18 protein-coding genes are annotated in these 23,377 nt (G+C 67.8%); 8 read left to right on the top strand and 10 right to left on the bottom strand.

The window, feature by feature from the left end; genetic code table 11:
* Positions 1 to 23: 23 nt before the first annotated feature.
* From QEP15_RS09805 to QEP15_RS09795, 3 genes are all read right to left on the bottom strand, one after another.
* Positions 24 to 362 carry a P-II family nitrogen regulator gene (locus QEP15_RS09805; protein WP_006386376.1) on the bottom strand — a complete coding sequence of 113 codons (339 nt, stop codon included), beginning with the start codon at positions 360 to 362 and terminating at the stop codon, positions 24 to 26.
* Positions 363 to 543: 181 nt separating this feature from the next.
* On the bottom strand, positions 544 to 2,610 hold the full coding sequence (locus tag QEP15_RS09800; RefSeq protein WP_280148727.1) for an NAD(+) synthase: 2,067 nt from the start codon (positions 2,608 to 2,610) through the stop codon (positions 544 to 546).
* Positions 2,611 to 2,712: 102 nt separating this feature from the next.
* Complete coding sequence (locus QEP15_RS09795; RefSeq protein WP_280148726.1) at positions 2,713 to 4,086, bottom strand: mechanosensitive ion channel family protein; 1,374 nt, start codon at positions 4,084 to 4,086, stop codon at positions 2,713 to 2,715.
* Between the two features lie 136 nt (positions 4,087 to 4,222).
* Here QEP15_RS09795 and argH point away from each other — a divergent pair, with 136 nt between their 5' ends.
* Together argH and QEP15_RS09785 are read left to right on the top strand one after the other, a co-directional pair.
* Positions 4,223 to 5,644: an argininosuccinate lyase gene (gene argH / locus QEP15_RS09790; RefSeq protein WP_056316393.1), complete on the top strand. Its 1,422-nt coding sequence runs from the start codon at positions 4,223 to 4,225 to the stop codon at positions 5,642 to 5,644.
* 128 nt (positions 5,645 to 5,772) lie between these two features.
* Positions 5,773 to 7,791, top strand: a complete 2,019-nt coding sequence (locus tag QEP15_RS09785; RefSeq protein WP_280148725.1) for a PEP/pyruvate-binding domain-containing protein — start codon at positions 5,773 to 5,775, stop codon at positions 7,789 to 7,791.
* A 127-nt stretch (positions 7,792 to 7,918) separates the two neighbouring features.
* Here QEP15_RS09785 and lpdA read toward each other — a convergent pair whose 3' ends face one another.
* The 6 genes from lpdA to cadR all read right to left on the bottom strand — a co-directional run bounded on the left by lpdA (position 7,919) and on the right by cadR (position 14,338).
* Positions 7,919 to 9,322, bottom strand: a complete 1,404-nt coding sequence (lpdA, locus tag QEP15_RS09780; protein WP_175157362.1) for a dihydrolipoyl dehydrogenase — start codon at positions 9,320 to 9,322, stop codon at positions 7,919 to 7,921.
* A gap of 2 nt (positions 9,323 to 9,324) precedes the next feature.
* Complete coding sequence (locus QEP15_RS09775) at positions 9,325 to 10,725, bottom strand: dihydrolipoamide acetyltransferase family protein (RefSeq protein ID WP_217617893.1); 1,401 nt, start codon at positions 10,723 to 10,725, stop codon at positions 9,325 to 9,327.
* Position 10,726: 1 nt separating this feature from the next.
* Positions 10,727 to 11,770 carry an alpha-ketoacid dehydrogenase subunit beta gene (locus tag QEP15_RS09770; RefSeq protein ID WP_063952498.1) on the bottom strand — a complete coding sequence of 348 codons (1,044 nt, stop codon included), beginning with the start codon at positions 11,768 to 11,770 and terminating at the stop codon, positions 10,727 to 10,729.
* A 2-nt stretch (positions 11,771 to 11,772) separates the two neighbouring features.
* Positions 11,773 to 13,005 carry a 3-methyl-2-oxobutanoate dehydrogenase (2-methylpropanoyl-transferring) subunit alpha gene (locus tag QEP15_RS09765; RefSeq protein WP_056316373.1) on the bottom strand — a complete coding sequence of 411 codons (1,233 nt, stop codon included), beginning with the start codon at positions 13,003 to 13,005 and terminating at the stop codon, positions 11,773 to 11,775.
* 199 nt (positions 13,006 to 13,204) lie between these two features.
* Positions 13,205 to 13,798: a nitroreductase family protein gene (locus tag QEP15_RS09760; protein WP_253857013.1), complete on the bottom strand. Its 594-nt coding sequence runs from the start codon at positions 13,796 to 13,798 to the stop codon at positions 13,205 to 13,207.
* 105 nt (positions 13,799 to 13,903) lie between these two features.
* Complete coding sequence (cadR, locus tag QEP15_RS09755; RefSeq protein WP_056316368.1) at positions 13,904 to 14,338, bottom strand: Cd(II)/Pb(II)-responsive transcriptional regulator; 435 nt, start codon at positions 14,336 to 14,338, stop codon at positions 13,904 to 13,906.
* A gap of 97 nt (positions 14,339 to 14,435) precedes the next feature.
* Between cadR and QEP15_RS09745 the strand changes: the two genes are divergently transcribed.
* The 5 genes from QEP15_RS09745 to QEP15_RS09725 all read left to right on the top strand — a co-directional run bounded on the left by QEP15_RS09745 (position 14,436) and on the right by QEP15_RS09725 (position 21,042).
* On the top strand, positions 14,436 to 16,838 hold the full coding sequence (locus QEP15_RS09745; RefSeq protein WP_483069189.1) for a heavy metal translocating P-type ATPase: 2,403 nt from the start codon (positions 14,436 to 14,438) through the stop codon (positions 16,836 to 16,838).
* A 79-nt stretch (positions 16,839 to 16,917) separates the two neighbouring features.
* Positions 16,918 to 17,817, top strand: coding sequence for a helix-turn-helix domain-containing protein (locus QEP15_RS09740; RefSeq protein ID WP_280148724.1), 900 nt, complete (start codon positions 16,918 to 16,920; stop codon positions 17,815 to 17,817).
* 149 nt (positions 17,818 to 17,966) lie between these two features.
* Positions 17,967 to 19,652, top strand: coding sequence for a thiamine pyrophosphate-binding protein (locus QEP15_RS09735; RefSeq protein ID WP_280148723.1), 1,686 nt, complete (start codon positions 17,967 to 17,969; stop codon positions 19,650 to 19,652).
* Positions 19,653 to 19,702: 50 nt separating this feature from the next.
* Positions 19,703 to 20,692 (top strand): tripartite tricarboxylate transporter substrate binding protein, encoded by a 990-nt coding sequence (locus QEP15_RS09730; RefSeq protein WP_152384124.1) that lies wholly within the window; start codon positions 19,703 to 19,705, stop codon positions 20,690 to 20,692.
* Positions 20,693 to 20,724: 32 nt separating this feature from the next.
* Entirely contained in the window at positions 20,725 to 21,042 is a 318-nt protein-coding gene (locus tag QEP15_RS09725; protein WP_056316357.1) for an NIPSNAP family protein, read from the top strand.
* A gap of 21 nt (positions 21,043 to 21,063) precedes the next feature.
* Here QEP15_RS09725 and speG read toward each other — a convergent pair whose 3' ends face one another.
* Positions 21,064 to 21,648, bottom strand: a complete 585-nt coding sequence (gene speG, locus QEP15_RS09720; RefSeq protein WP_056316355.1) for a spermidine N1-acetyltransferase — start codon at positions 21,646 to 21,648, stop codon at positions 21,064 to 21,066.
* Positions 21,649 to 21,829: 181 nt separating this feature from the next.
* Between speG and QEP15_RS09715 the strand changes: the two genes are divergently transcribed.
* The gene (locus QEP15_RS09715; protein ID WP_280148722.1) at positions 21,830 to 23,326 is read left to right on the top strand and encodes a M81 family metallopeptidase; all 1,497 of its coding nucleotides are present in this window, start codon (positions 21,830 to 21,832) and stop codon (positions 23,324 to 23,326) included.
* Positions 23,327 to 23,377: the final 51 nt, after the last annotated feature.

Genomic DNA, 23,377 nt, shown 5'->3' with positions numbered 1-23,377 from the left:
TGCGGCCCGGTACAGACAAAGGCTCAGAGCGCCTCTTCGTCGCTCTCGCCGGTGCGGATGCGGATGGCCTGTTCCACCGGCGTCACGAAGATCTTGCCGTCGCCGATCTTGCCGGTGCGGGCGGCCTTGACGACGGCTTCGATGGCGGCTTCGACCTGGTCGTCGGGCAGCACGACTTCGACGCGGATCTTGGGCAGGAAATCCACCACGTATTCGGCGCCGCGATAGAGTTCGGTGTGGCCCTTCTGGCGGCCGAAACCCTTGACTTCGGTAACCGTCAGGCCGCTGACGCCGACTTCCGCCAGCGCCTCGCGGACTTCGTCGAGCTTGAAGGGTTTGATGATGGCGGTGACTTGTTTCACGTTGGTCGTCCTGGGTTTTTGATGTGGTGCGTCGCCCTGCCGCGCGGCCCGCTGTCTTGTGACACAGGCGGGCGCCGGGCGCAATGGACAGAGAATAACACCGCGCGGTCGCCACGCGGCGCCCGCGAATTTTCTGCCGCCGCCCCAATGTGGTGCGCGGCGCCGCCGTCAGCAGCCGCCCTCAGCTTTCAGGCGCCTCGTCGGGAATCTGGTCGGCCTCGCGCATCCAGACCACGGACTCGGAGTCGCTGGGCGCGCGCCAGTCGCCGCGCGGCGACAGCGAGCCGCCGGAACCCACCTTGGGCGCGTTCGGGATGCAGGTGCGCTTGAACTGGCTGGTCCGGAAGAACTTGTCCAGGAAGATCTTCAGGTTGCGCTTGATGGCGGCCAGATCGTATTCGTTGCGCACGACGTGGCCGGCCTCGGGCCACGCGCCCGCCTCGCGGTCGCGCCAGGCTGTCCACGACAGGAAGGCCACCTTGGTCGGCGCAAAGCCGTAGCGCAGCGTGTAGTACAGGTTGAAGTCCTGCAGCTCGTAAGGGCCGATCGAGGCCTCGCTCTTTTGCTCGGGCTTGTCGTCCGCGCCGCCCGGCACCAGCTCGGGGCTGACGTCGGTGCCCAGCACGTCCAGCAGCACCTGCGCGCCCTCGTCGCCCAGCCGGCCCGATTCGGCCACCCAGCGCACCAGGTGCGTGATCAACGTCTTGGGCACGCTGGCGTTGACGCTGTAATGCGACATATGGTCGCCCACGCCGTACGTGCACCAGCCCAGTGCAAGTTCGCTCAGGTCGCCCGTGCCGATGACGATGGCATTGCTGAAATTGGCCAGCCGAAACAGGTGGTTGGTGCGCTCGCCTGCCTGGACGTTCTCGAAGGTGATGTCATAGACCGGCTCGCCATTGGCGTAGGGATGGCCCAGGTCCTTGAGCATCTGCAGGCAGCTGGGGCGGATGTCGATTTCAGAAGCCGTGCAGCCCACCACCGCCATCAGGCGGCGCGCCTGCTGCAGCGTGCGGGTGCTGGTGGCAAAACCCGGCATCGTGACCGCCAGGATGTTCGAGCGCGGCAGGTCCAGGGCGTCCATGGCCTTGGCGCACACAAGCAGCGCATGCGTGGAGTCCAGCCCGCCCGAAATGCCGATGACCACCTTCTTCATGCCGCTGGCCGACAAGCGCTGCGCCAGCGCCTGTACCTGGATGTTGTAGACCTCCTTGCAGCGCGCGTCGCGGCGCTGCGGGTCGGCCGGCACATAGGGAAAGCGCGCCACGCGCCGTTCCAGCGCCAGTTCGGCGTCCTCCAGCGGCGGATTGACCGGCACCGCCACGCGGCGGAACCGGCGGACTTCGTCCGCGTGGCGGCGCACGGACTGGCCGAAGGTGCTCTGGCGCATGCGTTCGCGCGACAGGCGGTCCAGGTCGACATCCGAGAACAGCAGGTGGGAATGGTTCAGGAAGCGCTCGGATTCGGCCAGCAGCTCGCCGTTTTCGTAGATGAGCGCCTGCCCGTCCCAGGCCAGGTCCGTCGACGATTCGCCCCGGCCGGCCGAGGTGTACATATAGGCCGACAGGCAGCGCGCCGATTGCTGCGACACGAGCTGGTGACGGTAGGCGGACTTGCCGACGACGATATTGGAGGCCGACAGGTTGACCAGCACCGTGGCGCCGGCCAGCGCGGCATAGGACGACGGGGGAATGGGCACCCAGACGTCTTCGCAGATTTCAACGTGGAACTGGAACAGGGGCAGCTTTTCCATCTGGAACAGCAGCTCGGACCCGAACGGCACCGTCTGGCCCAGCAGGTCGATCTGCGTGCCGATGGCGCAGTCAGCCGCGCTGAACTGGCGGGCTTCGTAGAACTCGCCGTAATTCGGCAGATACGTCTTGGGCACGACGCCAAGCACCCGCCCGCCGGCCGCCACCACCGCGCAGTTGAACAGTTGGTGCGCCACCCGCAGCGGCGCCCCCACGACGATGGCGATATCCAGGTCGGCGGTCGCCTCGACCACCTGAGCCAGCGCCGCCTCGCAGGCGTCCAAGAGGGCCTTCTGGTGAAAGAGGTCGTCGCAGGTGTAGGCAGATAAGCCCAGTTCCGGGAAAGCCGCCAGCACCGCGCCGCCTTGGGCAGCCTGCTGCGCCAGCGCGATGGTCTGCGCGGCATTGAACGCGGGATCGGCGACACGGCACTCGGGCACGCCGACCGCGACCCGGGCGAAGCCGTGGGAATACAGGTTGAAGAACGGATTCGACATCGGGGATTTCGCCTGGGAGGTTCGCCTGGAGATTGCGACGTGGAGGGGTGCGCCGGGGGGGCTGGAGGCCCGGGAATCAACGGCCGGATTATCTCACGGGCCCTATTCCGCCTGGCGCGGCATCTTGCCGTCGGTCAGGCCGCGCTCGAACGGCAGCGCCGGACTGCCGTCCATGGATCCTTGCCGGTCGCGCACGGCCGACAGCGCCGCCTGGATGGCGCTGTCGCGCAGGTATCCGCCCATGGCGCCGATGTCGGCGCCGGACGGCTGCTGGTACAGGCGCAGGCCCAGCTCGGGCAGGATCGCCAGCAGATGGTCGAACACGTCGCCCTGGATGCGTTCGTATTCCACCCACGCGGTCACGGCGGTAAAGCAATAGACCTCGACCGGAATGCCCTCGGAGGTGGGCTCCATCATGCGCACCATCATCGCCATGTCCTGGCGGATTTCCGGATTCTGCTTCAGGTAGGCCAGCGCATAAGCGCGCAGCGTGCCGATGTTGGTCAGACGGCGCCGGTTGGCCGGCACGCTGGCCAGTTCGCCCAGCGTCTGGTTGGCCTGGACGATGTCCTGGGTCTTGCTTTGCAGATAGTCGTGCAGCAGCCGGAACTTCATCAGCCGCTGCGCCTCGTCGTCGGTCAGAAAGCGCACGCTGGCCGCGTCGATGCGGATGGTGCGCTTGATGCGGCGGCCGCCGGATTCGAACATGTGCCGGTAGTTGCGGTAGCTTTCCGAGAACAGCTTGTAGGTCGGCACCGTGGTAACGGTGTTGTCCCAGTTCTGCACCTTCACGGTGTGCAGCGCAATGTCCTTGACGAAGCCGTCCGCATTGCATTGCGGCATCTCGATCCAGTCGCCGATGCGCAGCATGTCGTTGCTGGTGAGCTGCGTGCTGGCCACCAGCGACAGGAGCGTGTCTTTGAACACCAGCAGCAGCACCGCCGACAGCGCGCCCAGGCCGGAGATCATCCAAAGCGGCGAGCGGTCGATCAGGATGGAAAGCACCAGGACGGTGCATACCGCCATCAGGATCAGCTTGCCGATCTGGATGTAGCCCTTGATGGAGCGGGTCTGCGCGCGGGTCGTTGCCGAATAGGTGTCCTGCCAGGCGCTCAGCACGCCCGAAAACGCGATGAACACGCAGATCCAGGCGCCCGCGTGCGCCAGCCGGCCCACGATGGTGACCACCCGCTCGGCATGGGGCACCAGGTCGATGCCCATGGAAACCACCGCAAACGGCACCGCGTACCAGAGGTTCTGGTACGCGCGGCGGCGCTGCAGCGCCTTGTCCCAATCGCCGTGGCCGCTGACCACGAGCAGCCGGTGCGCCAGCAGCAGGACCACCCGCGCGACCACCCACTGCACGAACAGCGCGGTCAGGATGAGCGCGCCAATGCCGATCAGCGTCTGCGCCCAGATTTCCCGGGGCATATGGGTATCAATTTGGGTGACTAGCTCTTCCCATTCCAGGGGCATGGATCCGTACTCGCTCTACAGGGTCTAGAAATTGATCTGGATTATCCGACAACTCACGCCATCTGCGCGTTCCGGCCCAGCAAAACCGGGGCCGCCGTCGCCCCGCGTGGCGCAAGGCCCTATAATCCTGCCCATCATGGCAAACACTCCCTCCTCCGATCAAAACCAGTTCGCCAACAAGGCGCAGGCCTGGTCCGCCCGGTTCTCCGAGCCGGTTTCCGAACTCGTCAAACGCTACACGGCGTCCGTGGATTTCGACAAGCGCCTGGCGCGCCACGACATCCAGGGCTCGCTCGCGCACGCCGACATGCTGGCCGCCCAGGGCATCATCGGCGCCCAGGATCTGGCCGACATCCAGCGCGGCATGACCCAGATCCTGTCCGAGATCGACGCTGGCTCGTTCCAGTGGCTGCTCGACCTGGAAGACGTCCACCTGAACATCGAAAAGCGCCTCGTGGAACTGGTGGGCGATGCGGGCAAGCGCCTGCATACCGGCCGTTCGCGCAACGACCAGGTCGCCACCGACATCCGCCTGTGGCTGCGTGACGAAATCGACACCCTGCAGGATCTGCTGCGCCAGCTGCGCCACGCCTTGGCCACGGTCGCCCTGGAAAACGCCGGCACCATCATGCCCGGCTTCACGCACCTGCAGGTCGCCCAGCCCGTCACCTTCGGCCACCACCTGCTCGCCTACGCCGAAATGTTCGGCCGCGACGCCGAGCGCCTGGCCGACTGCCGCCGCCGCGTCAACCGCCTGCCGCTGGGCGCCGCCGCCCTGGCCGGCACGTCGTTCCCCATCGACCGCGAACGCGTCGCCAAGACGCTGGGCTTCGAGGGCGTGTGCCGCAACTCGCTGGATGCCGTCTCCGACCGCGACTTCGCCATCGAATTCTGCGCCGCCGGCGCGCTCATCATGACGCACGTCTCGCGCCTGTCCGAAGAGCTGGTGCTCTGGATGAGCCCGCGCGTGGGCTTCATCGACCTGGCCGACCGCTTCTGCACCGGCAGCTCGATCATGCCGCAAAAGAAGAACCCCGACGTGCCCGAGCTGGCCCGTGGCAAGACCGGCCGCGTCAACGGCAACCTGGTCGCCCTGCTGACCCTGATGAAGGGCCAGCCTCTGGCCTACAACAAGGACAACCAGGAAGACAAGGAAGGCCTGTTCGACACGGCCGACACGCTGCGCGACACGCTGACGATCTTCGCGGACATGGCCGGCGGCATCAAGGTCAAGGCCGACAACATGCGCGCCGCGGCCCTGCAGGGCTTTGCCACCGCCACCGATCTGGCCGACTACCTGGTCAAGCGCGGCGTGCCCTTCCGCGACGCCCACGAAGTCGTGGCCCACGCCGTGCGCGACTGCGAACAGCGCGGCTGCGACCTCGCCGACCTGTCCACCGCCGAACTCACGGCCTACCACCCCAGCATCACCGAGGACGTGCACCAGGTCCTGACGCTGGAAGGCTCGGTCGCCGCGCGCAAGCACGTGGGCGGCACCGCCCCCGAACGCGTCGCTGAAGAAGCCCAGCGCGTGCTGGCGGAAACGGCGCAAGGCTGATTTCGGCTTGCCGTAGATGCATTGGATGCAAGGCCCCCATTTGGGGGCCTTGTTGTTTCCGCCCTCAGGCAGCAATCCCGCTCCCGGGCCGGATATGATGGCGCCTTTGCCGCTCTGTCCCCGAGACCATGATCCTCGCGCGCGCGCCGCTCAGGCCCCTTATTCCACTGCGGATGTCGCTGGCCGTGCTGGCCGTCTCCGCGCTGCTCGTTGGCGCCGGCGCGCCGCCCGTCCAAGCCCAAACCGCCCGCAAACCCTCCCCGTACGAAAACGGCCGCCCCCTGCGCCCCGACGAGGTCGAGGCGCGCAAGGCCGAGGACGCGCGGTGGGGAGGCCCGCGATTCCTGGCGCAGATCAAGACCCGGGCCGAATTCGATCAACTGGCGCGGGTCTATAACGCCGGCACGCCGCTGGAAATCCCCCATGTGCTGTTCATCATCGACCGCCAGCGCGCCGACCGCATCTATTACGTCAACACGCCGCGGTACGCGCTGCACGAGACCTTTGCGCGCGAGCGGCGGCTGCTGTCCGGCGACCGGGCCGCGCTGGTGGCGCAGTACAAGGATCCCAATCGTCGTCTGCTGTTCGGCACGCTGAGCTGGCAGAACAGCCTGCCCGGCTTTACCTATGAGTTCTGGGAAGGCGATCTGCTGACGCCAGAATTGCTGACCCTGACGGCGCAGCGGCTCGCGGCCACCTTCCCCGAGCCGCTGAAATTCAAGAGCAACTCCACGCTGCAGGAAGCGACCGCACGGCGGGCCGGGCTGGACTTCGTCACGCAGGAGGCACTGCTGCGCGAGCAGACCTTCTTGCCGCTGAACACCGGGCGCGCGCAAGGACGGCTGCGCATCGTCAAGGCCGTGGATGAAACGGCTGACCTATCACCCACCGACATCGTGGTGCTGGACGAGGTGCCCGTGGCGCTGACGCCTGTGGCGGGCCTGGTCACGCAGCGCCCATCCACGCTGCTGTCCCACGTGAACCTGCTGGCAAAGGGCTGGCGCATTCCCAATGCCTATGTGCGCGACGCCGTGGCGGCCTTGCGCGAGCATGATGGCCAATGGATCGAACTGACCGTTGAAAGCAACGGCTACCGTGTGCAGCGCATCGCGCAGCCGGCCGCGTCGCCAACCACGGCGGCAACTCCATCCGCTGCCGCCTCGCTGCCCACGCCCGACCTGTCGGTGCGCGCCCTCAAACCGCTGTCCGGCATGACCACGCGCGACAGCCGCCACTGCGGGGTCAAGGCGGCAAACCTGGGCGCGCTGACGGCCGTGTTGCCGCCCGCGGCCAGCGTGCCGGATGGATTCTGCATCCCGTTTGCCCAATACGCGGCGTTCATGGACCAGTTGGGCGTGCCCGCGCGCTTGGCGGCGCTGGCGCAGCGGGCCGACTTTGCCAGCGACGCCAACGTGCGGCGCGCCGAACTGGCCAAGCTGCGCCAGGACATCGTCGACGCAACGCCCGACCCCACCCTGTCGGCCGCCTGGCGCGCCCGCTGGGAAAAGCAGTTGGGTGGCCACGGCGTCTTCGTGCGCAGCTCGTCCAATTCCGAAGACCTGCCGGGTTTCAGCGGCGCGGGCCTGTACACCACCGTGCCGAACGTCACGCAGGCCGATGCGCTGGCCCGGGCCGTGCAGACGGTGTGGGCTTCGGTCTACAACTTCGAGGCTTACGAGGCGCGCCGCACCGCAGGCTTCGGGCAGGACGCCGTCGTCATGGCGGTGCTGGTGCAACGGGCCGCGGCGTCGGACAGCTCGGGCGTCATGATCACGCGCGATCCCTTCGACGCCTCGCGCCGCCACGTCACCTACCTGTCCGCCAAGCGCGGATTGGGCATCAAGGTGGTGGAAGGCAAGCGGCAGGCCGAACAGGTCATGTACTCAAGCTGGTCCAAGGCGGTTCAGGTGCTGAGCCGTTCCGCCGAAGACACGCAGCTCGTGGCGGATGCGGGCGGCGGCGTGCGCGAAGTGCCCATCGAGGGCGGCCGGCAGGTGCTGAACGATGCGCTGGTCGCCCGGCTGGCCGCCGTGGGACGGCAGGTGAAAAAGCGCTTGGAAAATGGAGACCAGGACATCGAATGGGCCGTGCAGGCAGACAAGATCCTGATCCTGCAGGCGCGGCCTTACATCGACGGGAGCCGCTGAAGGCCAGCGCGCCAGGCGTCCGATGGGACCGCCGCGCAGGTTCTGCATGCGGCATGAACAGGACGAAAGCAAACACGGCGCGGCCTTTGCGGGCCGCGCCGTGCCGGGGCATCAGGTCTGCAGACCGTCAGATATGCAAAGCATGCCCCAGCGCCTTGAGCGCGGCCTCCTGCACCGCCTCGCCCAGCGTGGGATGCGCGTGGATGGTGCCCGCCACGTCTTCCAGCGTGGCGCCCATTTCCAGCGACTGGCCAAACGCCGTCGATAGCTCCGACACCGCACGGCCTACCGCCTGCCACCCCACGATCAGGTGGTTGTCGCGCCGGGCCACCACGCGCACGAACCCGTCGGTGGATTCCAGCGTCATGGCGCGGCCGTTGGCGGCGAAGGGGAAGGATGCCGTCACGCAATCCAGGCCGGCGGCTTCAGCCTCGTGCGGCGACAGGCCCGCCACCACGACCTCGGGATCGGTGAAGCACACGGCCGGGATGGAGGCCGGCTGGAAGTGGCGGCGCTTGCCCGCCACCAGTTCGGCCACCATCTCGCCCTGCGCCATGGCGCGGTGCGCCAGCATCGGTTCACCGGCGATGTCGCCAATGGCCCAGACGTCGCGCATGGACGTGCGGCATTGGTCGTCGATGCGCAGCGCGTTGCCCTTGCGATCCAGCTGCAGGCTTTCCAGCCCCCAGCCCTGCGTGCGCGGACGGCGTCCCACCGAGATCAGCACGCGGTCGGCCGGCAGCAGGGTTTCGGCGCCGCTGGCGTCCTGCACCCGCACCGCGTCGCCCTTGCCGTTCAACCCCAGCACCTTGCGGCCCAGGTGCAACGCCACGCCCATCTTGCCCAGCGCGGCCGAGACGGGCTTGGTGAGCTCGGCGTCGTAGGTTGGCAGGATGCGGTCCTGCGCTTCCACCACCGCGACTTCGGCGCCCAGCTTGCGGTACACGGTGCCCAGTTCCAGGCCGATGTAGCCGCCGCCCACCACCACGAGCTGCTTCGGGATGCTGGCGGGCGACAGCGCCTCGGTGGACGACACCACCATGCCGCCGAAAGGCATGGACGGCAGCGGCGTGGGTTCGGAGCCAGCGGCCAGCAGCAGGTGCTCGCACTGGATGCGAACGCGCCCCGCGTCGGGCGTTTCGACTTCGGCCGTCTTGCCGTCCAGAAGCGTCGCCCAGCCGCGCACGACTTCCACGCCGTTCTTCTTGAGCAGCGCGCCCACGCCCCCCGTCAGCTTGCCGACGATGCCGTCTTTCCAGGCGACCGTCTTGGCGATGTCGATGCGCGGCGTGTCCACGGCGATGCCGAGCGCCGATTCGCCGGCGTAGTGGCGCGCCTTGTCGAATTCCTCGGCCGCGTGGATCAGGGCCTTGGAGGGGATGCAGCCGATGTTCAGGCAGGTGCCGCCCAGCTGCGCGCCCTCGACCAGGATGGTAGGCACGCCCAGCTGCCCGGCGCGGATGGCGGCCACGTAGCCGCCGGGGCCGCCGCCGATCACCAGCAATGTCGTTGTCTTTGTGATCTGGCTCATGCTCACTCCACGAAAAGCAGCGCGGGTTGTTCCAGCAGCGCGCGCACGGCCTGGATGAAGCGCGCCGCGTCCATGCCGTCCACCACGCGGTGGTCGAAGGACGAAGACAGGTTCATCAGCTTGCGCGCCACCACGGCGCCGTTGCGGAAGGCGGGGCGTTCGACGATGCGGTTCACGCCCACGATGCCGACCTCGGGATGGTTGATGACCGGCGTGGTGACGATGCCGCCCAAGGGACCCAGGCTGGTGATGGTGATGGTCGAACCGGACAGCTCGTCGCGGCCGGCCGACCCGCTGCGCACCGCCTGCGCCAGCCGATTGATCTCCGCAGCCATGGACCACAGGTCGCGCGCCTCGGCGTGGCGCATCACCGGCACCATCAGGCCGCCGTCGCTTTGCGTGGCAATGCCGATGTGCACCGCGCCATAGCGCGTGACCACCCCCGCCTCGTCGTCGTAGCGCGCATTGATCTGCGGGAAGTCGCGCAGCGCCACCACCATCGCGCGGGCCAGGAGCGGCAGCAGCGTCAGCTTGCCGCGCGACTCGCCCCATTTGGCGTTCAACTGCACGCGCAGGTCTTCGAGCTCGGTCACGTCGATTTCCTCGACGTAGCTGAAATGCGGAATGCGGCGCTTGGACTCGGCCATCTTCTGCGCGATCTTCCTGCGCAGACCGATGACCGGCACGGCGTCTTCGTCGTTGCGTTCCACATAGGCCGACCCGGCGCGTGCGCTGCTGGCCGACCCCTGCCCTTGCAGCCAGGCGTCCAGGTCTTCGTGCAGGATGCGCCCGGCCGGGCCGCTGCCCTGCACGAAGCGCAGCTCCACGCCCAGGTCCCACGCGCGCTTGCGCACGGCGGGCGAGGCCAGCGGCTTTTCACCGGGCTGGCGAATGGCCGCGGGCGCGCCGCCGGATTGGCGGGTGGCTGGCGACTTGGCCGGCGCCGACGCGGGGCCAGAGGCAGATGCGGATGTTGATGCAGATGATGATGACCTGGCCGGCGGGGAAGTTGCGGGCGTCGATGCCGCCACGCCACTTTCCACCAGACTCGGACCACCAGCGCGCTGCGCGCCGTCGGCAGCAATCCCGCCAGCCGCAGGCACAGCCGCTTTCGCCGCCGGCGCCGCCGCCGCAGCAGCGCCCGCCTTCACATTCCCTTCGCCTTCGACTTCCAGGCGGATCAGCTCCCCGCCCACGGCCATCACCTGGCCAACATCACCGCCCAGCGAGATCACCTTGCCCACCACCGGCGACGGGATCTCGACCGTGGCCTTGTCCGTCATCACGTCCGCCAGCGGCTGGTCCTCGGCGACCGTGTCGCCCACCTTGACGTGCCAGCCCACCAGCTCGACCTCTGCGATGCCTTCGCCGATGTCGGGCATCTTGATGATATGAATCCCCATGTCATGCCTCCATCGCGCGTTTGAACGCTTCGCCGACCCGGCGCGGGCCGGGGAAGTACGCCCATTCCTGCGCGTGCGGATAGGGAGTGTCCCAACCGGTCACGCGCTCGACGGGCGCCTCCAGGTGATGGAAGCAGTGTTCCTGCACCAGCGCAATCAGTTCCGCGCCGAAGCCGCAGGTGCGCGTGGCCTCGTGCACGACCACGCAGCGCCCCGTCTTCTTGACGGAGTTGACGATGGCGTCCAGGTCCAGCGGCCACAGGCTGCGCAGGTCGATGATTTCGGCGTCGATGCCGGTTTCCTCGGCCGCGGTCAGCGACACGTGCACCGTGGTGCCGTAGGTCAGCACCGTCAGTTCCGAACCCGGCCGCACGATGGCCGCCGATTCCAGCGGCACGGTGTAGTAGCCCGTGGGCACGACGCTGCCGGGACGGCCGGTCCACGGCGTGACCGGCCGGTCGTGGTGGCCGTCGAACGGGCCGTTGTAGAGCCGCTTGGGTTCCAGGAAGATCACCGGATCGTCGTTCTCGATGGCGGCGATCAACAGCCCCTTCGCGTCGTACGGGTTGGACGGCATCACCGTGCGCAGCCCGCAGACCTGCGTGAACATCGCCTCGGGACTCTGGCTGTGCGTCTGCCCGCCGTAGATGCCGCCGCCGCAAGGCATGCGGATGGTCATGGGGGCAATGAATTCGCCGACCGACCGGTAGCGCAGGCGCGCGGCCTCGGACACGATCTGGTCCGAAGCCGGATAGAAGTAGTCGGCGAACTGGATCTCGCACACCGGCCGCAGACCATAGGCGCCCATGCCCACCGCCACGCCGACGATGCCTCCTTCGGAGATGGGGGTGTCGAACACGCGCGAGCTGCCGTACTTGGCCTGCAGGCCTTCGGTACAGCGGAACACGCCGCCGAAGTAACCGACGTCCTGCCCGAACACCACGACGTTGTTGTCGCGCTCAAGCATGACATCCATGGCCGAGCGCAAAGCCTGGATCATGGTCATCGGCGCCGAGGCCGGACCAGCGTTGTTATCGATTGCCATGGTCAGACTCCGAGCTGCTGGCGCTGCCGGCGCAGATGCTCCGGCATGTCCTTGTACACGTCTTCAAAAATGCTGGCGGCGCTGGGGACGTGGCCGTCCACCAGGGTGCCGTAGCTCTCGGCTTCCTTTTGGGCCGCCAGGATCTCGGCGTCGAGTTCGGCGCGGACCGCGTCGTGCTCGGCGTCGGACCAGATGCCCAACAGGATGAGATGTTTCTTGAAGCGCTCGATCGGGTCGCCCAGGGGAAAGTGGCTCCAGTCGTCGCCGGGCCGGTACTTGGAGGGATCGTCCGACGTTGAGTGGGGCCCCGCGCGGTACGTCACCCATTCGATCAGCGTCGGGCCCAGGTTGCGGCGGGCGCGCTCGGCCGCCCAGCGCGAGGCGGAATAGACCGCCAGGAAATCGTTGCCGTCCACCCGCAGCGACGCAATGCCGCAGCCCACGCCACGGCCCGCGAAGGTCGCGCCCTCGCCGCCGGCGATGGCCTGGAAGGTGGAAATGGCCCACTGGTTGTTGACCACGTTCAGGATGACGGGCGCGCGGTAGACGTGCGCGAAGGTCAACGCGGTGTGGAAGTCGGCTTCGGCGGTGGCGCCGTCGCCGATCCAGGCCGAGGCAATGCGGGTGTCGCCCTTGATGGCCGACGCCATGGCCCAGCCCACCGCCTGGATGAACTGCGTGGCCAGGTTGCCCGAAATCGTGAAAAAGCCGTTTTCGCGGTCGGAATACATGACCGGCAGCTGGCGGCCCTTCAGCGGATCACGCTCGTTGGACATGAGCTGGCACATCATCGTCACCAGCGACACATCGCGCGAGAGCAGGATGCTTTGCTGGCGATAGGTGGGAAAGCACATGTCCCCCTTTTCCAGCGCCATCGCGTGGGCGGTGCCGATGGCCTCCTCGCCCAGGCTCTGCATGTAGAACGAGATCTTCTTCTTGCGCTGCGCGGTCAGCATGCGCCCGTCGAAGATGCGGGTCTTGAGCATCGCCCGCATGCCGGCGCGCAGCATGTCGTGGCTGATCTCCGGCGCCCACGGCCCGACGGCATGGCCGTCATTGTCGATGACCCGGACCAGGCTGTAGGCCAGGGGACCGGTGTCGACCGCGGCAACATCAATGGGGGGTTTGGGCACCTCGCCGGGCGGCGATAGATGCAGATAGGAGAAGTCTGTCTTGCAACCCGGTCGCCCTGTCGGCTCGGGGACGTGCAACTTCAGCGGCCCATATTGGCTCATGTATTGTCTCCACGCTTGATCGTGTCATGCGTTTTCTTCCTACCAAGGCATTGCCAGAGGCGTGTGACCTCGGACGCTGCCGTCGCCGGCCTGCGCCCGGGGATACATGGGCAAGGCCGTTGACGAGATTAGCACAGGGGACAGGGCCGATGAGCGGGCCGCGCGGCCTTTTGGGGCCGCATTGGAGTGAGGGTTTTCCTCAGGCGGCGCCGGTCCATTCCGTGACGAATTCACGGTAATCGGGACGCTTGGCGGGGGGCACCGCGCACGCGGGCGTGCCCACGGCCAGAAAGCCCAGGAAGCGGTAATCCAGCGAGTCCAGACCCAGCGCGTTCTGCACGTCTTCGACGTAGGTGCCCAGGCCGGTGCTCCAGAAGGCGGCGTAGCCCAGCATGTGGACCGCGTTCAGGATGTTCATGACCGAGCAGCCCGTGGCCAGAAGCTGTTCCTGCTCGGGGATCTTGGTGTTGTCGTGGGCGATCTTCTGGGCCACGGCGATGAACAGCGGCACGCCGGCCATCCATTCGCGGACGGACTTTTCCTTTTCAGGCGTCATGCGCGGATCGCCGCTGCGCTTGACCGCGTCCAGCGCCATGTCCGCCAACTTGCCGATGGCTTCGCCCTGGATCACGACGAAGCGCCACGGGCGCAGCGCGCCATGATCGGGCGCCGCCATGGCGGCCTGCAGGATCTGTTCGAGTTCGTCGGGGTTGGGCGCCGGGGCCCGCAGGAACTTGAAGGAGCGGCGCGAAGTCAGGGCGTGGAGCGGGGTGGCGGTCTGGGTGACGGTCATTGATCGATGCGCAAATGGGAAAAAAACAGATTCTCATAGTACGCGATGACGGCCGCCGGATCGCCGATCCCCTGGCCTGCAACAAGGACATCCCGCCCCGCGCGGTCACCCCAGGTGGGTATGGCGCTCCTGCCGCTCTTCGACCTGCATTTCGGTCAGGCCGTGCAGGATGCCGCAGTCGTCCGTGTCCGGGCGCGCCGAGACGCAGCGCTGACGCAATTCGCTCAGTTGGGATTTCAGCTGCATCAGTTCGGCAATGCGCTCGTCCACGTGCGAGATGTGCTCGTCGAACAGCTGGTTGATCGGGCCGCAACCGGTGCGGTGGTTGTCGGCCACGGACAGGATGGCGCGGATCTCGTCCTGCGTCATGTCCAGCGCCCGGCAGTTGCGGATGAGGCGCAGGCGCTCCAGGTGCATCTGCCCGTAGCTGCGGTAATTATTCAGTCCCCGCTCCGGCGCGGGCAGCAGTCCTTCCTTTTCGTAGTACCTGACGGTTTCGACCGTGGTGCCGGCCGCCGTGGCCAATTCGCCGATACGCATCGCTGCCTCCCGGATCCGATCCGATGATTAGGGGTTGACCCTATAGTAACTCCAAGGTGTGGAATTGCGTCACCAGCTTATTTGAAGGGTCAAGCCGATGTCTTTACCTCCGGTCAAACAACGCGAACATCAGTCGGGCGCGCACGGCGGCGCCTGCTGCGGGCACGATGATGGCCAGGCGCCGCACACGGCCCCCGGTCACGCGGGTCATGGCCACGACGGCCACCGTCACGACGGCCACGATCACAGCGAACCGGGCCACCAGCACGCCGACGCGGCCCCAGGCCACGCCCACGGCGCGGATGCCTGCTGCGGCCACGCGCACGCCGATGCAGTCCTGCAGCCGGCCGCCGCCGCCGCGACGCTCACCGCCGGCCCCGGCCAGCTGCTGGCGCGCCTGCGCATCGGGCAGATGGACTGCCCCACCGAGGAAACGCTGATCCGCAAAAAGCTGGACGGCGTGGATGGCGTGCATGCGCTGGACTTCAACCTGATGCAGCGCATCCTGACCGTCGTCCACGCGGAGGGTGCGCTGGACCGTATCGTCGCGGCCATCAAGTCGCTGGACATGACGCCCGAACCGCTGGCCGATGGCGCGGCCGCCGCGCCCGCCCCCGCCGCCAAGGCGGTGAACTGGTGGCTGATCGGCGGCGCGGGCGTGCTGGCCGCGTTGTCGGAAGCCTCGCACTACCTGAATGCGCCGCTCTTCGTGACCGCCTTGCTGGCCGTGGCCGCCATCCTGGCTTGCGGCGTCAGCACCTACCGCAAGGGCTGGATCGCCGTGCGCAACGGCAACCTGAACATCAACGCCCTGATGAGCATCGCCGTCACCGGCGCGGTGCTGATCGGCCAGTGGCCCGAGGCCGCCATGGTGATGTTCCTGTTCAACGTGGCCGAACTCATCGAAGCCCGCTCGCTGGACCGCGCCCGCAACGCGGTGCGCGGCCTGCTGGACCTGGCGCCCGAGACGGCGACCCTGCGCCAGGCGGACGGCAGCTGGGTCGAAGTGCCCGCCGCGTCGCTGCAACCGGGCGGGATCGTGCGTGTGCGGCCGGGCGAGCGCATCGCGGCCGACGGCATCGTCGTGAACGGCACGTCGGCCGTGGACCAGTCGCCGATCACGGGCGAAAGCCTGCCCGTCGAAAAGACGCAAGACGATCCCGTCTTCGCGGCCACCATCAACACCTCCGGCTCCTTTGAGTACCGCGTGACCGCCGCGGCCGGCAACACCACGCTGGCGCGCATCATCCACGCGGTGGAACAGGCGCAAGGCGCGCGCGCGCCCACGCAGCGCTTCATCGACCGCTTCTCGCGCATCTACACGCCTGCGGTCGTCGCGATTGCGCTGGCCGTGGCGGTGCTGCCGCCGCTGCTGTGGGGCCAGCCGTGGTTCGATGCCCTGTACCGCGCGCTTGCGCTGCTGATCATCGCCTGCCCGTGCGCGCTCGTGATTTCCACGCCGGTCAGCATCGTCAGCGGCCTGACCGCCGCCTCGCGCCGCGGCATCCTCGTCAAGGGCGGGGTCTATCTGGAAGAAGGCCGCAACCTGAAATGGCTGGCGCTGGACAAGACCGGCACGCTGACGCACGGCAAGCCCGTTCAAACCGACCTGCAGGACTGGGACGCGGCGGCGCCTGGCCCTCACTCCGCCGCCCTCATCGCGGCAAGCCTGGCGGCCCGATCGGATCACCCGGTATCTCTGGCCGTGGCCAACGCCGCGCGCCAGGCCGGCAGCACGCTGCTGGAAGTCGAGGCCTTTACCGCCCTGCCCGGACGCGGCGTCAGCGGCCAGGTGGGCGGGCAGACGTACCACCTGGGCAACCGCCGCCTGATGCGGGAATTGGGCGTCTCCAGCGCCGCGCTCGACACGCGCTTTGACGAGCTGGAAAGCCAGGGCAAGAGCGTCATCGCGCTGTCGGACGGCAGCCGCGTGCTGGCGGTGGCCGCCGTGGCCGACACGGTCAAGCCCACCAGCGCGCAGGCCATCGCCGACCTGCACGGCCTGGGCGTGCGCACGCTCATGCTGACGGGCGACAACACGCCGACCGCGCAGGCCATCGCGCGCCAGGTCGGCATCGACGAGGCGCGCGGCGACCAATTGCCCGAGGACAAGCTGGCCGCCATTGAAAGCAAGCTGGCGCCGGACGTCCGGGTCGGCATGGTGGGCGACGGCATCAACGACGCGCCCGCGCTGGCCCGGGCCGACATCGGTTTTGCCATGGGCGCGGCCGGCACCGGCACGGCGATCGAGACCGCCGACGTGGCCCTCATGGACGACGACCTGCGCAAGATCGGGACCTTCCTGCGCCTGTCGCGCGCCACGCACCGCATCCTCGTGCAGAACATCGCGCTGGCGCTGGGCATCAAGGTGGTGTTCCTGGCGCTGGCCGTGACGGGCCACGCGACGCTGTGGATGGCGGTGTTTGCCGACGTGGGCGCGAGCCTGCTGGTGGTGGCGAACGGCCTGCGGCTGCTGCGCGCCGCCCCGGCCAGCCGGTAAGCGAAGCGGGCGGCGCGGCGAATCCCCGTATGATGGCGAAAAACAGAGCCGCCCCGCGCGCCATCAAGGAGACGCCCGCTTGTCCGCAGGTACGATTTCGCCCGTCCCGGAGACCTTTCCCACCTTCGAATCCTCGGATTTCTCGGGAGAGGGATCCTTTTACTTCGACCTCGTGCGCCTGCAGGACCACGACGACATCCCGCGCGGCTTCCTGCACCGGCACCGTTATTACCACCTGTTGTGGATGACCGAGGCGCAAGGCACCCACCTGCTGGACTTCGAGCAGCACGCCGTGCGCGACCACTCGGTCTTTTTCCTGTCGCCCGGCCAGATCCACGCCTGGACGTCGTCGGTCAAGCCCAGCGGCTACGTCATGAACATCAGCACCGAGTTCTTCGCGCAGATGTTCCCGCGCGCCGACGACATCGCCAAGTTCCCGTTTTTTCACCTGGCGGGCGGATCGCCGGTCATCTACCTGACGCGCGAGCAGCACGACGCCATGCTGCCGCTGCTGGCGGAAATCGAGCGCGAAACGCGCGACCGCCAGACAGGCCGTTTCGACGTGGTGCGCTCTTACCTGCTGATCCTCCTGACGCAACTGCGCCGGCTGTACCCCGCCGACGAACGCGAAACCGCCGCGGGTCCCAGCTATTCGCTGACCAAGCGCTTCACCATGCTGATCGAAGAGCACTACCTGGATTTCTCGGCCATCCGCCAATACGCCGACGCGCTGTGCATCAGCGAACGCCAGTTGAACGAGGCGGTCAAGCGCAGCGTGGGACGCACGGCCAGCCAGCTCGTGCAGGAACGCATCGCGCTGGAGGCCAAGCGGCTCCTGTGCAACACGGATCTGGGCATCGCCGAGATCGGCTTTCAGCTGAACATCGAGGATCCGGCCTATTTCGCGCGCTTTTTCAAGAAGCACACCGGCTGCACGCCGGGCGACTTCCGCAAGAAGTACTACCGCCCCATCGAGTGATGGCTGAGTGACCGGCGAACTGCGGCCGCGCAGGCCGGCCCGCAAAAAAGTGCAAAACAAGCTCTGATCTGTCCTAACGCGCCCTGACCGGGGCTGCGTAAAGTTCATCCGGACTCAACCCGCCGCGCTGCGGCCAGATTGAAATTGCGATGAACGACACTTCGACATTGATGACGGGCGGCCAGCACGTGGTGCGGGCCCTGCTGGACCACGGCGCGGATACCGTATTCGGCGTACCCGGCGAGAGCTACCTGGACGTATTGGACGCGCTGTACGCGCACAGCGACCGCATCCGGCTGGTGTCCTGCCGCCACGAAGGCGCGGCGGCATTCATGGCCGAAGCGCACGGCAAGCTGACCGGCCGCCCCGGCATCTGCATGGTCACGCGCGGCCCCGGCGCCACCAACGCCAGCATCGGCGTGCAGACGGCCTTTCAGGATTCCACGCCGCTGATCGTGCTGGTGGGCCAGGTCGGCAACGACATGGTCGAGCGCGAGGCGTTCCAGGAGATCGACTACCGCCGCATGTTCGGCCAGTTCACGAAGTGGGTGGCGCAGATCGACAGCGCCGCGCGCGTCACCGAATACCTGAACCGCGCGTTCTCCGTCGCCACGTCCGGCCGCCCCGGCCCGGTCGTCCTGGCGCTGCCCGAGGACATGCTGACCGACGTGGCCCCGGCCCTGCCCTGCGGCACGATCCAGGTGCCGCAGGCCTATCCGGCGCCCGACGCCCTGGCCGACATGCGCACGCTGCTGGCGGGCGCCGAGCGCCCCTTGATGATCGTCGGCGGTTCGGGCTGGACCGATGCGGGACTGGCAAGCCTGACCCGCTTTGCCGAACTGAACGGCCTGCCCGTGGCGTGTTCGTTCCGCCGCCAGGATCTGTTTGACAACCACCACGCGCAATACGTGGGTGAAGTCGGCATCGGCGTGAACCCCGAGCTGGCCGAGGCGGTGCGCCAGGCCGACGTCATCCTGGCGGTGGGCGCGCGACTGGGCGAGATGGTGACGGGCGGCTATTCGCTGCTGCAATCGCCGGTGCCCAGCCAGACCCTGATCCACGTGCTGGTCAGCCCCGAAGAGCTGGGCCGCGTGTACCAGCCGGCCGTGAAGATCCAGGCCGGCATGGACGCCTTCGCCAAGACGGCGGTGGAGCTGGAGCCCGTGGACGCATCGCCGTGGCGCGCGTGGGCGCAGCGCCTGCACGACAACTACCTGCGCTACACCGAGCTGCCTGCCCCGCGCACGGGCCTGGACCCGGCGCGCGTCATTGCCGCGCTGCGCGACCAGCTGGACCCCAGCGCCATCCTGACCAATGGCGCGGGCAACTACAGCGCCTGGGCGCATCGTTACTACCGTTTCACCCACCCGCGCACACAGCTGGCGCCGACCAGCGGCGCGATGGGTTACGGCGTGCCCGCGGCCATCGCGGCCAAGCTGCGTCATCCCGACCGCCAGGTGATCTGCCTGGCGGGCGACGGCTGCTTCCTGATGACTTCGCAGGAGCTGGCCACCGTGAAGCAGCACCAGCTTGGCATCGTCTTCATCGTGTTCAACAACGGCATGTACGGCACGATCCGCATGCACCAGGAAGTGCACTACCCCGGCCGCACCATCGGCACGGACCTGTGCAACCCGGATTTCGTGGCCTACGCCCAATCGTTCGGCGTGACGGCCGAACGCGTACAGACGCATGAAGCCTTCACGCCCGCGCTGGCGCGCGCGCTGGACAGCGGAACCCCGTATCTGATCGAACTCAGCCTGGACCCGGAGGTGATCACGCCCCGGGCCACCCTGACGAGCCTGCGCGAAAAGGCGCGCACCGCCGGCGCCTGAGAGACCAGGCCCGGCAACCCATAAAAAAACCCAAAACACTGGAGAGAGACATGACGAAAACCCTGACCCCCGTGCGGCGCCTGGCCGCCACCGTTCTGATGGCCGCCGCGTCGCTGGGCACGGCCGCAACGGCCGCCGCGGCCGACTTCCCCGAACGCCCCTTGCGCATCATCGTGCCCTTCGCCGCGGGCGGCGCCACCGACGTGATCGCGCGCACCGTGGCGCAGGCCATGTCGACGCGGCTTGGCCAGCCCGTGGTGGTGGAAAACAAGGCGGGCGCCAACGGCAACATCGGCGCCGTCATGGCTGCGCGCGCCGAGCCCGACGGCTACACGCTGCTGATGGCCACGTCCAGCCACGCCATCAACGCCACGCTCTATCACAAGCTCGACTACAGCCTGACGCGCGACTTCGCCGGCCTGTCCAACCTGGCGTCGGTGCCGCTGCTGCTGGTGGTGAACCCATCGGTGCCGGCCAAGACCCCGCAGGAACTGGCGGCCTATGCCAAGGCCAACGGCAACCGCGTGAACTACGCCTCGGGCGGCACCGGCACGGCTTCGCACCTGGCCGGCGCGCAGTTCAATTCGCTGGCTGGCGCGCAGATGACACACGTGCCGTACAAGGGCGGCGCGCAGGCGCTCAACGACCTCATGGGCGGACAGGTCCAGATCATGTTCGCCAACCTGCCCGAAGTGCTGTCGCAGGTGCAGGCCGGGCGCCTCACGCCCATCGCGGTCACCGGCACGCAGCGCCACTCGGCGCTGCCCAACGTGCCCGCGTTCTCCGAGGCGGCCTACCCGGCCATGAATGCGCGTTCGTGGTTCGGCCTGTTCGTGCCGGCCGCCACGCCCGCACCGGTGGTCGAAAAGCTTTCCAAGGCCGTCACCGACAGCGTCGCCGACCCGGCCGTGCAGGACAAGTTGAAGGGCCTGGGCGCCGATCCCGTGGGCGACGGCCACGCCGCTTTCCAGAAATACGTGAACACCGAAGTGGAACGCTGGAGCGAGCTGGTCAAGCAGTCCGGCGCCACGGCCGAATAACACGCTTTCCGCTACCCCTATCAAGGATCAACATGCTTTACGACGTCCGTACCTACACGTGCCGCGCCGGCACCATCAAGAAACACCTGGCGCTCTATGCCGAGCACGGCTACGAGGTGCAGAGCCGCCATCTGGGCAAGCCGCTCGCCTACATGCAGACCGAAACCGGCAACGTCAACACTTACATGCACATCTGGGTGTATGACAGCGCCGCCGACCGCGAAGCCAAGCGCCAGGCGCTGCAGAAGGACCCGGCCTGGGCGACCTACCTGACCAAGAGCGCCGAAGCCGGCTACCTGATCAGCCAGGAAAACCGCCTGATGACGCCGACGGCGTTCTTCAAGCCCTGATGTAGCACGCAGCAGGCGGCGCTAGCCCGCCTGCTCTTCCTGCGGCCAGTCCCGCAGCACGGGCGCGTCCGGCGCGCCCGGTCCCACGTCGCGCAGATGGTCATGCTGCAACAGCGCCATCCGGTAGGCATCGCGGTACGCGCCGTTGGAAAAGAATTCTTCCTTGAGCAGGCCTTCGATCTGGAAGCCGCACCGTTCGTAGATGTGCACGGCGGCGGTATTGTCCTTGTCCACCACCAGATACACCTTGTGCAGGTTCAGCACCCGAAACGCATAGCCCACCGCAATGCGCGTCGCGGCCTTGGCGTAGCCCCTGCCCTGGTAGCTGGGCGCGATGATGATCTGGAATTCGGCCCGGCGATGGATGTAGTCGATCTCCACAAGCTCGACCAGCCCGGCCGGCTGCCCCGTGTCGTGCTCGATGATGAAGCGCCGCTCGTTCTGGTCGTGAAGGTGGCGGTCGTACAGCGCGACGAGTTCGTCATAGGCTTCATACGGCTCTTCGAACCAGTAGCGCATGATGACGTCGTTATTGTTGATCTTGTGCACGAAGTGCAGGTCGCCGCGTTCGAGCGGGCGTAGTTTGATATCGGATGTGGCCGACATGGGTACCTCCGTGAGTCAGGGCATTGTATGCCGCGGCCGCGCGCGCAATCCGCATTGTCCCTGATGCCCGTGGCGCGCGCGCGCCGTTCCAACGCGCCGCATACACGGTATCCTGGACAGCTTCATGCGCCGGCTGTTGCGCGTCCGACGCGCGGGGCGGCCCCCTTCACAGGAACCGAACATGCACATCCTGGTTGCTGGCTTCCAGCACGAGACCAACACCTTTGCGCCCTCCAAGGCGGGTTACGACAATTTCGTGCGCGGCGAAGGCTTTCCCGCGATGGTGCGCGGCGCGGACATGCTGGCGCTGCGCGAGGTCAACATCCCGGCCGGCGGCTTCATCAATGCCGTGGCGGCTGAAGGCCACACCGTGCAGACGGTGATCTGGGCGGGTGCCAGCCCGTCGGCCCACGTGACGCGCGATGCCTACGAGCGCATTGCCGGCGAGATCCTGGACGCGGTGCGGGCCGGCGGCTTTGACGCCATCTACCTGGACCTGCACGGCGCCATGGTCACCGAGCACCTGGACGACGGCGAAGGCGAACTCCTGGCCCGCGTGCGCGAGATCGTGGGACCCGGCTTGCCCGTGGTCGCCAGCCTGGACCTGCACGCCAACGTCACCGCGCGGATGCTGCAAAGCGCGGACGGCCTGGTGGCGTTTCGCACCTATCCGCACGTGGACATGGCCGATACCGGCGTGCTGGCCGCGCGGCTGCTGATGGCGCGCATTCAGGCCGGAGAACAATGGACCCGCAGCGAACGCCGCCTGCCCTTCCTGATTCCCATCAACGGCATGTGCACGATGCTGCAACCCTCGCAGGGCGTGTACGCGCTGCTGAGCGAACGGGAACAGACGCCGGGGGTTGCCTCCGTGTCTTTCGCGCCGGGCTTTCCGGCGGCGGATTTCCCGGAGTGCGGGCCGGTGGTGTGGGCCTACGGCACGGACGCCGCCGCGGTCGACGCGGTCACCGAATCGCTGTATGCGCGCGTGCTGGAACTGGAACCCGAGTGGTCGCCTGATTTCCTGGAACCGGCCGAAGCCGTGCGCCGCGCGCAGGCCCTCGCCGCCGGCGCCACGCGGCCCGTCGTGATCGCCGACACGCAGGACAACCCCGGCGCAGGCGGCGACGCCAACACCACCGGCATGCTGCGCGCGCTGGTGCAAGCCGACGCGCAGAACGCGGCGCTGGGCTTGCTGTACGACCCCGAGGCGGTGCGTCGCGCCACGCAGGCTGGCGTCGGCGCCACGGTTGCGCTCAGTCTGGGCGGGCAGTCCGGCGTCGCGGGCGACGCCGCGTTCGAAGGCGAATTCGTGGTCGAGGCGTTATCGGACGGCAAGCTGCGCTTTGACGGGCCGATGATGCACGGCATGGACGTGGACCTGGGCGCGACGGCCACGCTGCGGATCGGCGGGGTGCGGGTGGTGGCCAGCGCCGGCAAGGCGCAGATGCTGGACCGCAACCTCTTCCGCGTCGGCGGCGTGCAGCCCGAACAGATGGCGATCCTGGTGGTGAAAAGCTCGGTGCATTTCCGGGCCGACTTCCAGCCGATTGCGCACGAGGTGCTGGTGGCCAAGGCGCCCGGCCCGATGCAGGCGGATCCCGCGGATCTGCCGTGGACGCGGCTTGAGCCCGGGATGCGGGTGCGGCCGCAGGGGCAGCCGTTCAGGGCGGCGTGAAAACGACATGGCCGGCGCGAAGGCGCCGGCCATTGCAGCCAAGGCGGCCAC

Source organism: Achromobacter mucicolens, assembly GCF_029866465.1.
Lineage (GTDB): Bacteria > Pseudomonadota > Gammaproteobacteria > Burkholderiales > Burkholderiaceae_B > Achromobacter > Achromobacter mucicolens.
This window is presented reverse-complemented; position numbering and strand designations above follow the sequence as displayed.

Excerpts from the sequence above, each read along its gene's own strand:
- QEP15_RS09725 (WP_056316357.1), top strand. The coding sequence starts at position 20,725 with ATGCTTTACGACGTCCGTACCTACACGTGCCGCGCCGGCACCATCAAG.
- QEP15_RS09745 (WP_483069189.1), top strand. The coding sequence starts at position 14,436 with ATGTCTTTACCTCCGGTCAAACAACGCGAACATCAGTCGGGCGCGCAC.
- QEP15_RS09760 (WP_253857013.1), bottom strand. The coding sequence starts at position 13,798 with ATGACCGTCACCCAGACCGCCACCCCGCTCCACGCCCTGACTTCGCGC.
- cadR (WP_056316368.1), bottom strand. The coding sequence starts at position 14,338 with ATGCGTATCGGCGAATTGGCCACGGCGGCCGGCACCACGGTCGAAACC.
- lpdA (WP_175157362.1), bottom strand. The coding sequence starts at position 9,322 with ATGAGCCAGATCACAAAGACAACGACATTGCTGGTGATCGGCGGCGGC.
- speG (WP_056316355.1), bottom strand. The coding sequence starts at position 21,648 with ATGTCGGCCACATCCGATATCAAACTACGCCCGCTCGAACGCGGCGAC.
- QEP15_RS09800 (WP_280148727.1), bottom strand. The coding sequence starts at position 2,610 with ATGTCGAATCCGTTCTTCAACCTGTATTCCCACGGCTTCGCCCGGGTC.
- QEP15_RS09770 (WP_063952498.1), bottom strand. The coding sequence starts at position 11,770 with ATGGCAATCGATAACAACGCTGGTCCGGCCTCGGCGCCGATGACCATG.
- QEP15_RS09715 (WP_280148722.1), top strand. The coding sequence starts at position 21,830 with ATGCACATCCTGGTTGCTGGCTTCCAGCACGAGACCAACACCTTTGCG.
- QEP15_RS09795 (WP_280148726.1), bottom strand. The coding sequence starts at position 4,086 with ATGCCCCTGGAATGGGAAGAGCTAGTCACCCAAATTGATACCCATATG.
- QEP15_RS09785 (WP_280148725.1), top strand. The coding sequence starts at position 5,773 with ATGATCCTCGCGCGCGCGCCGCTCAGGCCCCTTATTCCACTGCGGATG.
- QEP15_RS09775 (WP_217617893.1), bottom strand. The coding sequence starts at position 10,725 with ATGGGGATTCATATCATCAAGATGCCCGACATCGGCGAAGGCATCGCA.
- argH (WP_056316393.1), top strand. The coding sequence starts at position 4,223 with ATGGCAAACACTCCCTCCTCCGATCAAAACCAGTTCGCCAACAAGGCG.
- QEP15_RS09735 (WP_280148723.1), top strand. The coding sequence starts at position 17,967 with ATGAACGACACTTCGACATTGATGACGGGCGGCCAGCACGTGGTGCGG.
- QEP15_RS09730 (WP_152384124.1), top strand. The coding sequence starts at position 19,703 with ATGACGAAAACCCTGACCCCCGTGCGGCGCCTGGCCGCCACCGTTCTG.
- QEP15_RS09765 (WP_056316373.1), bottom strand. The coding sequence starts at position 13,005 with ATGAGCCAATATGGGCCGCTGAAGTTGCACGTCCCCGAGCCGACAGGG.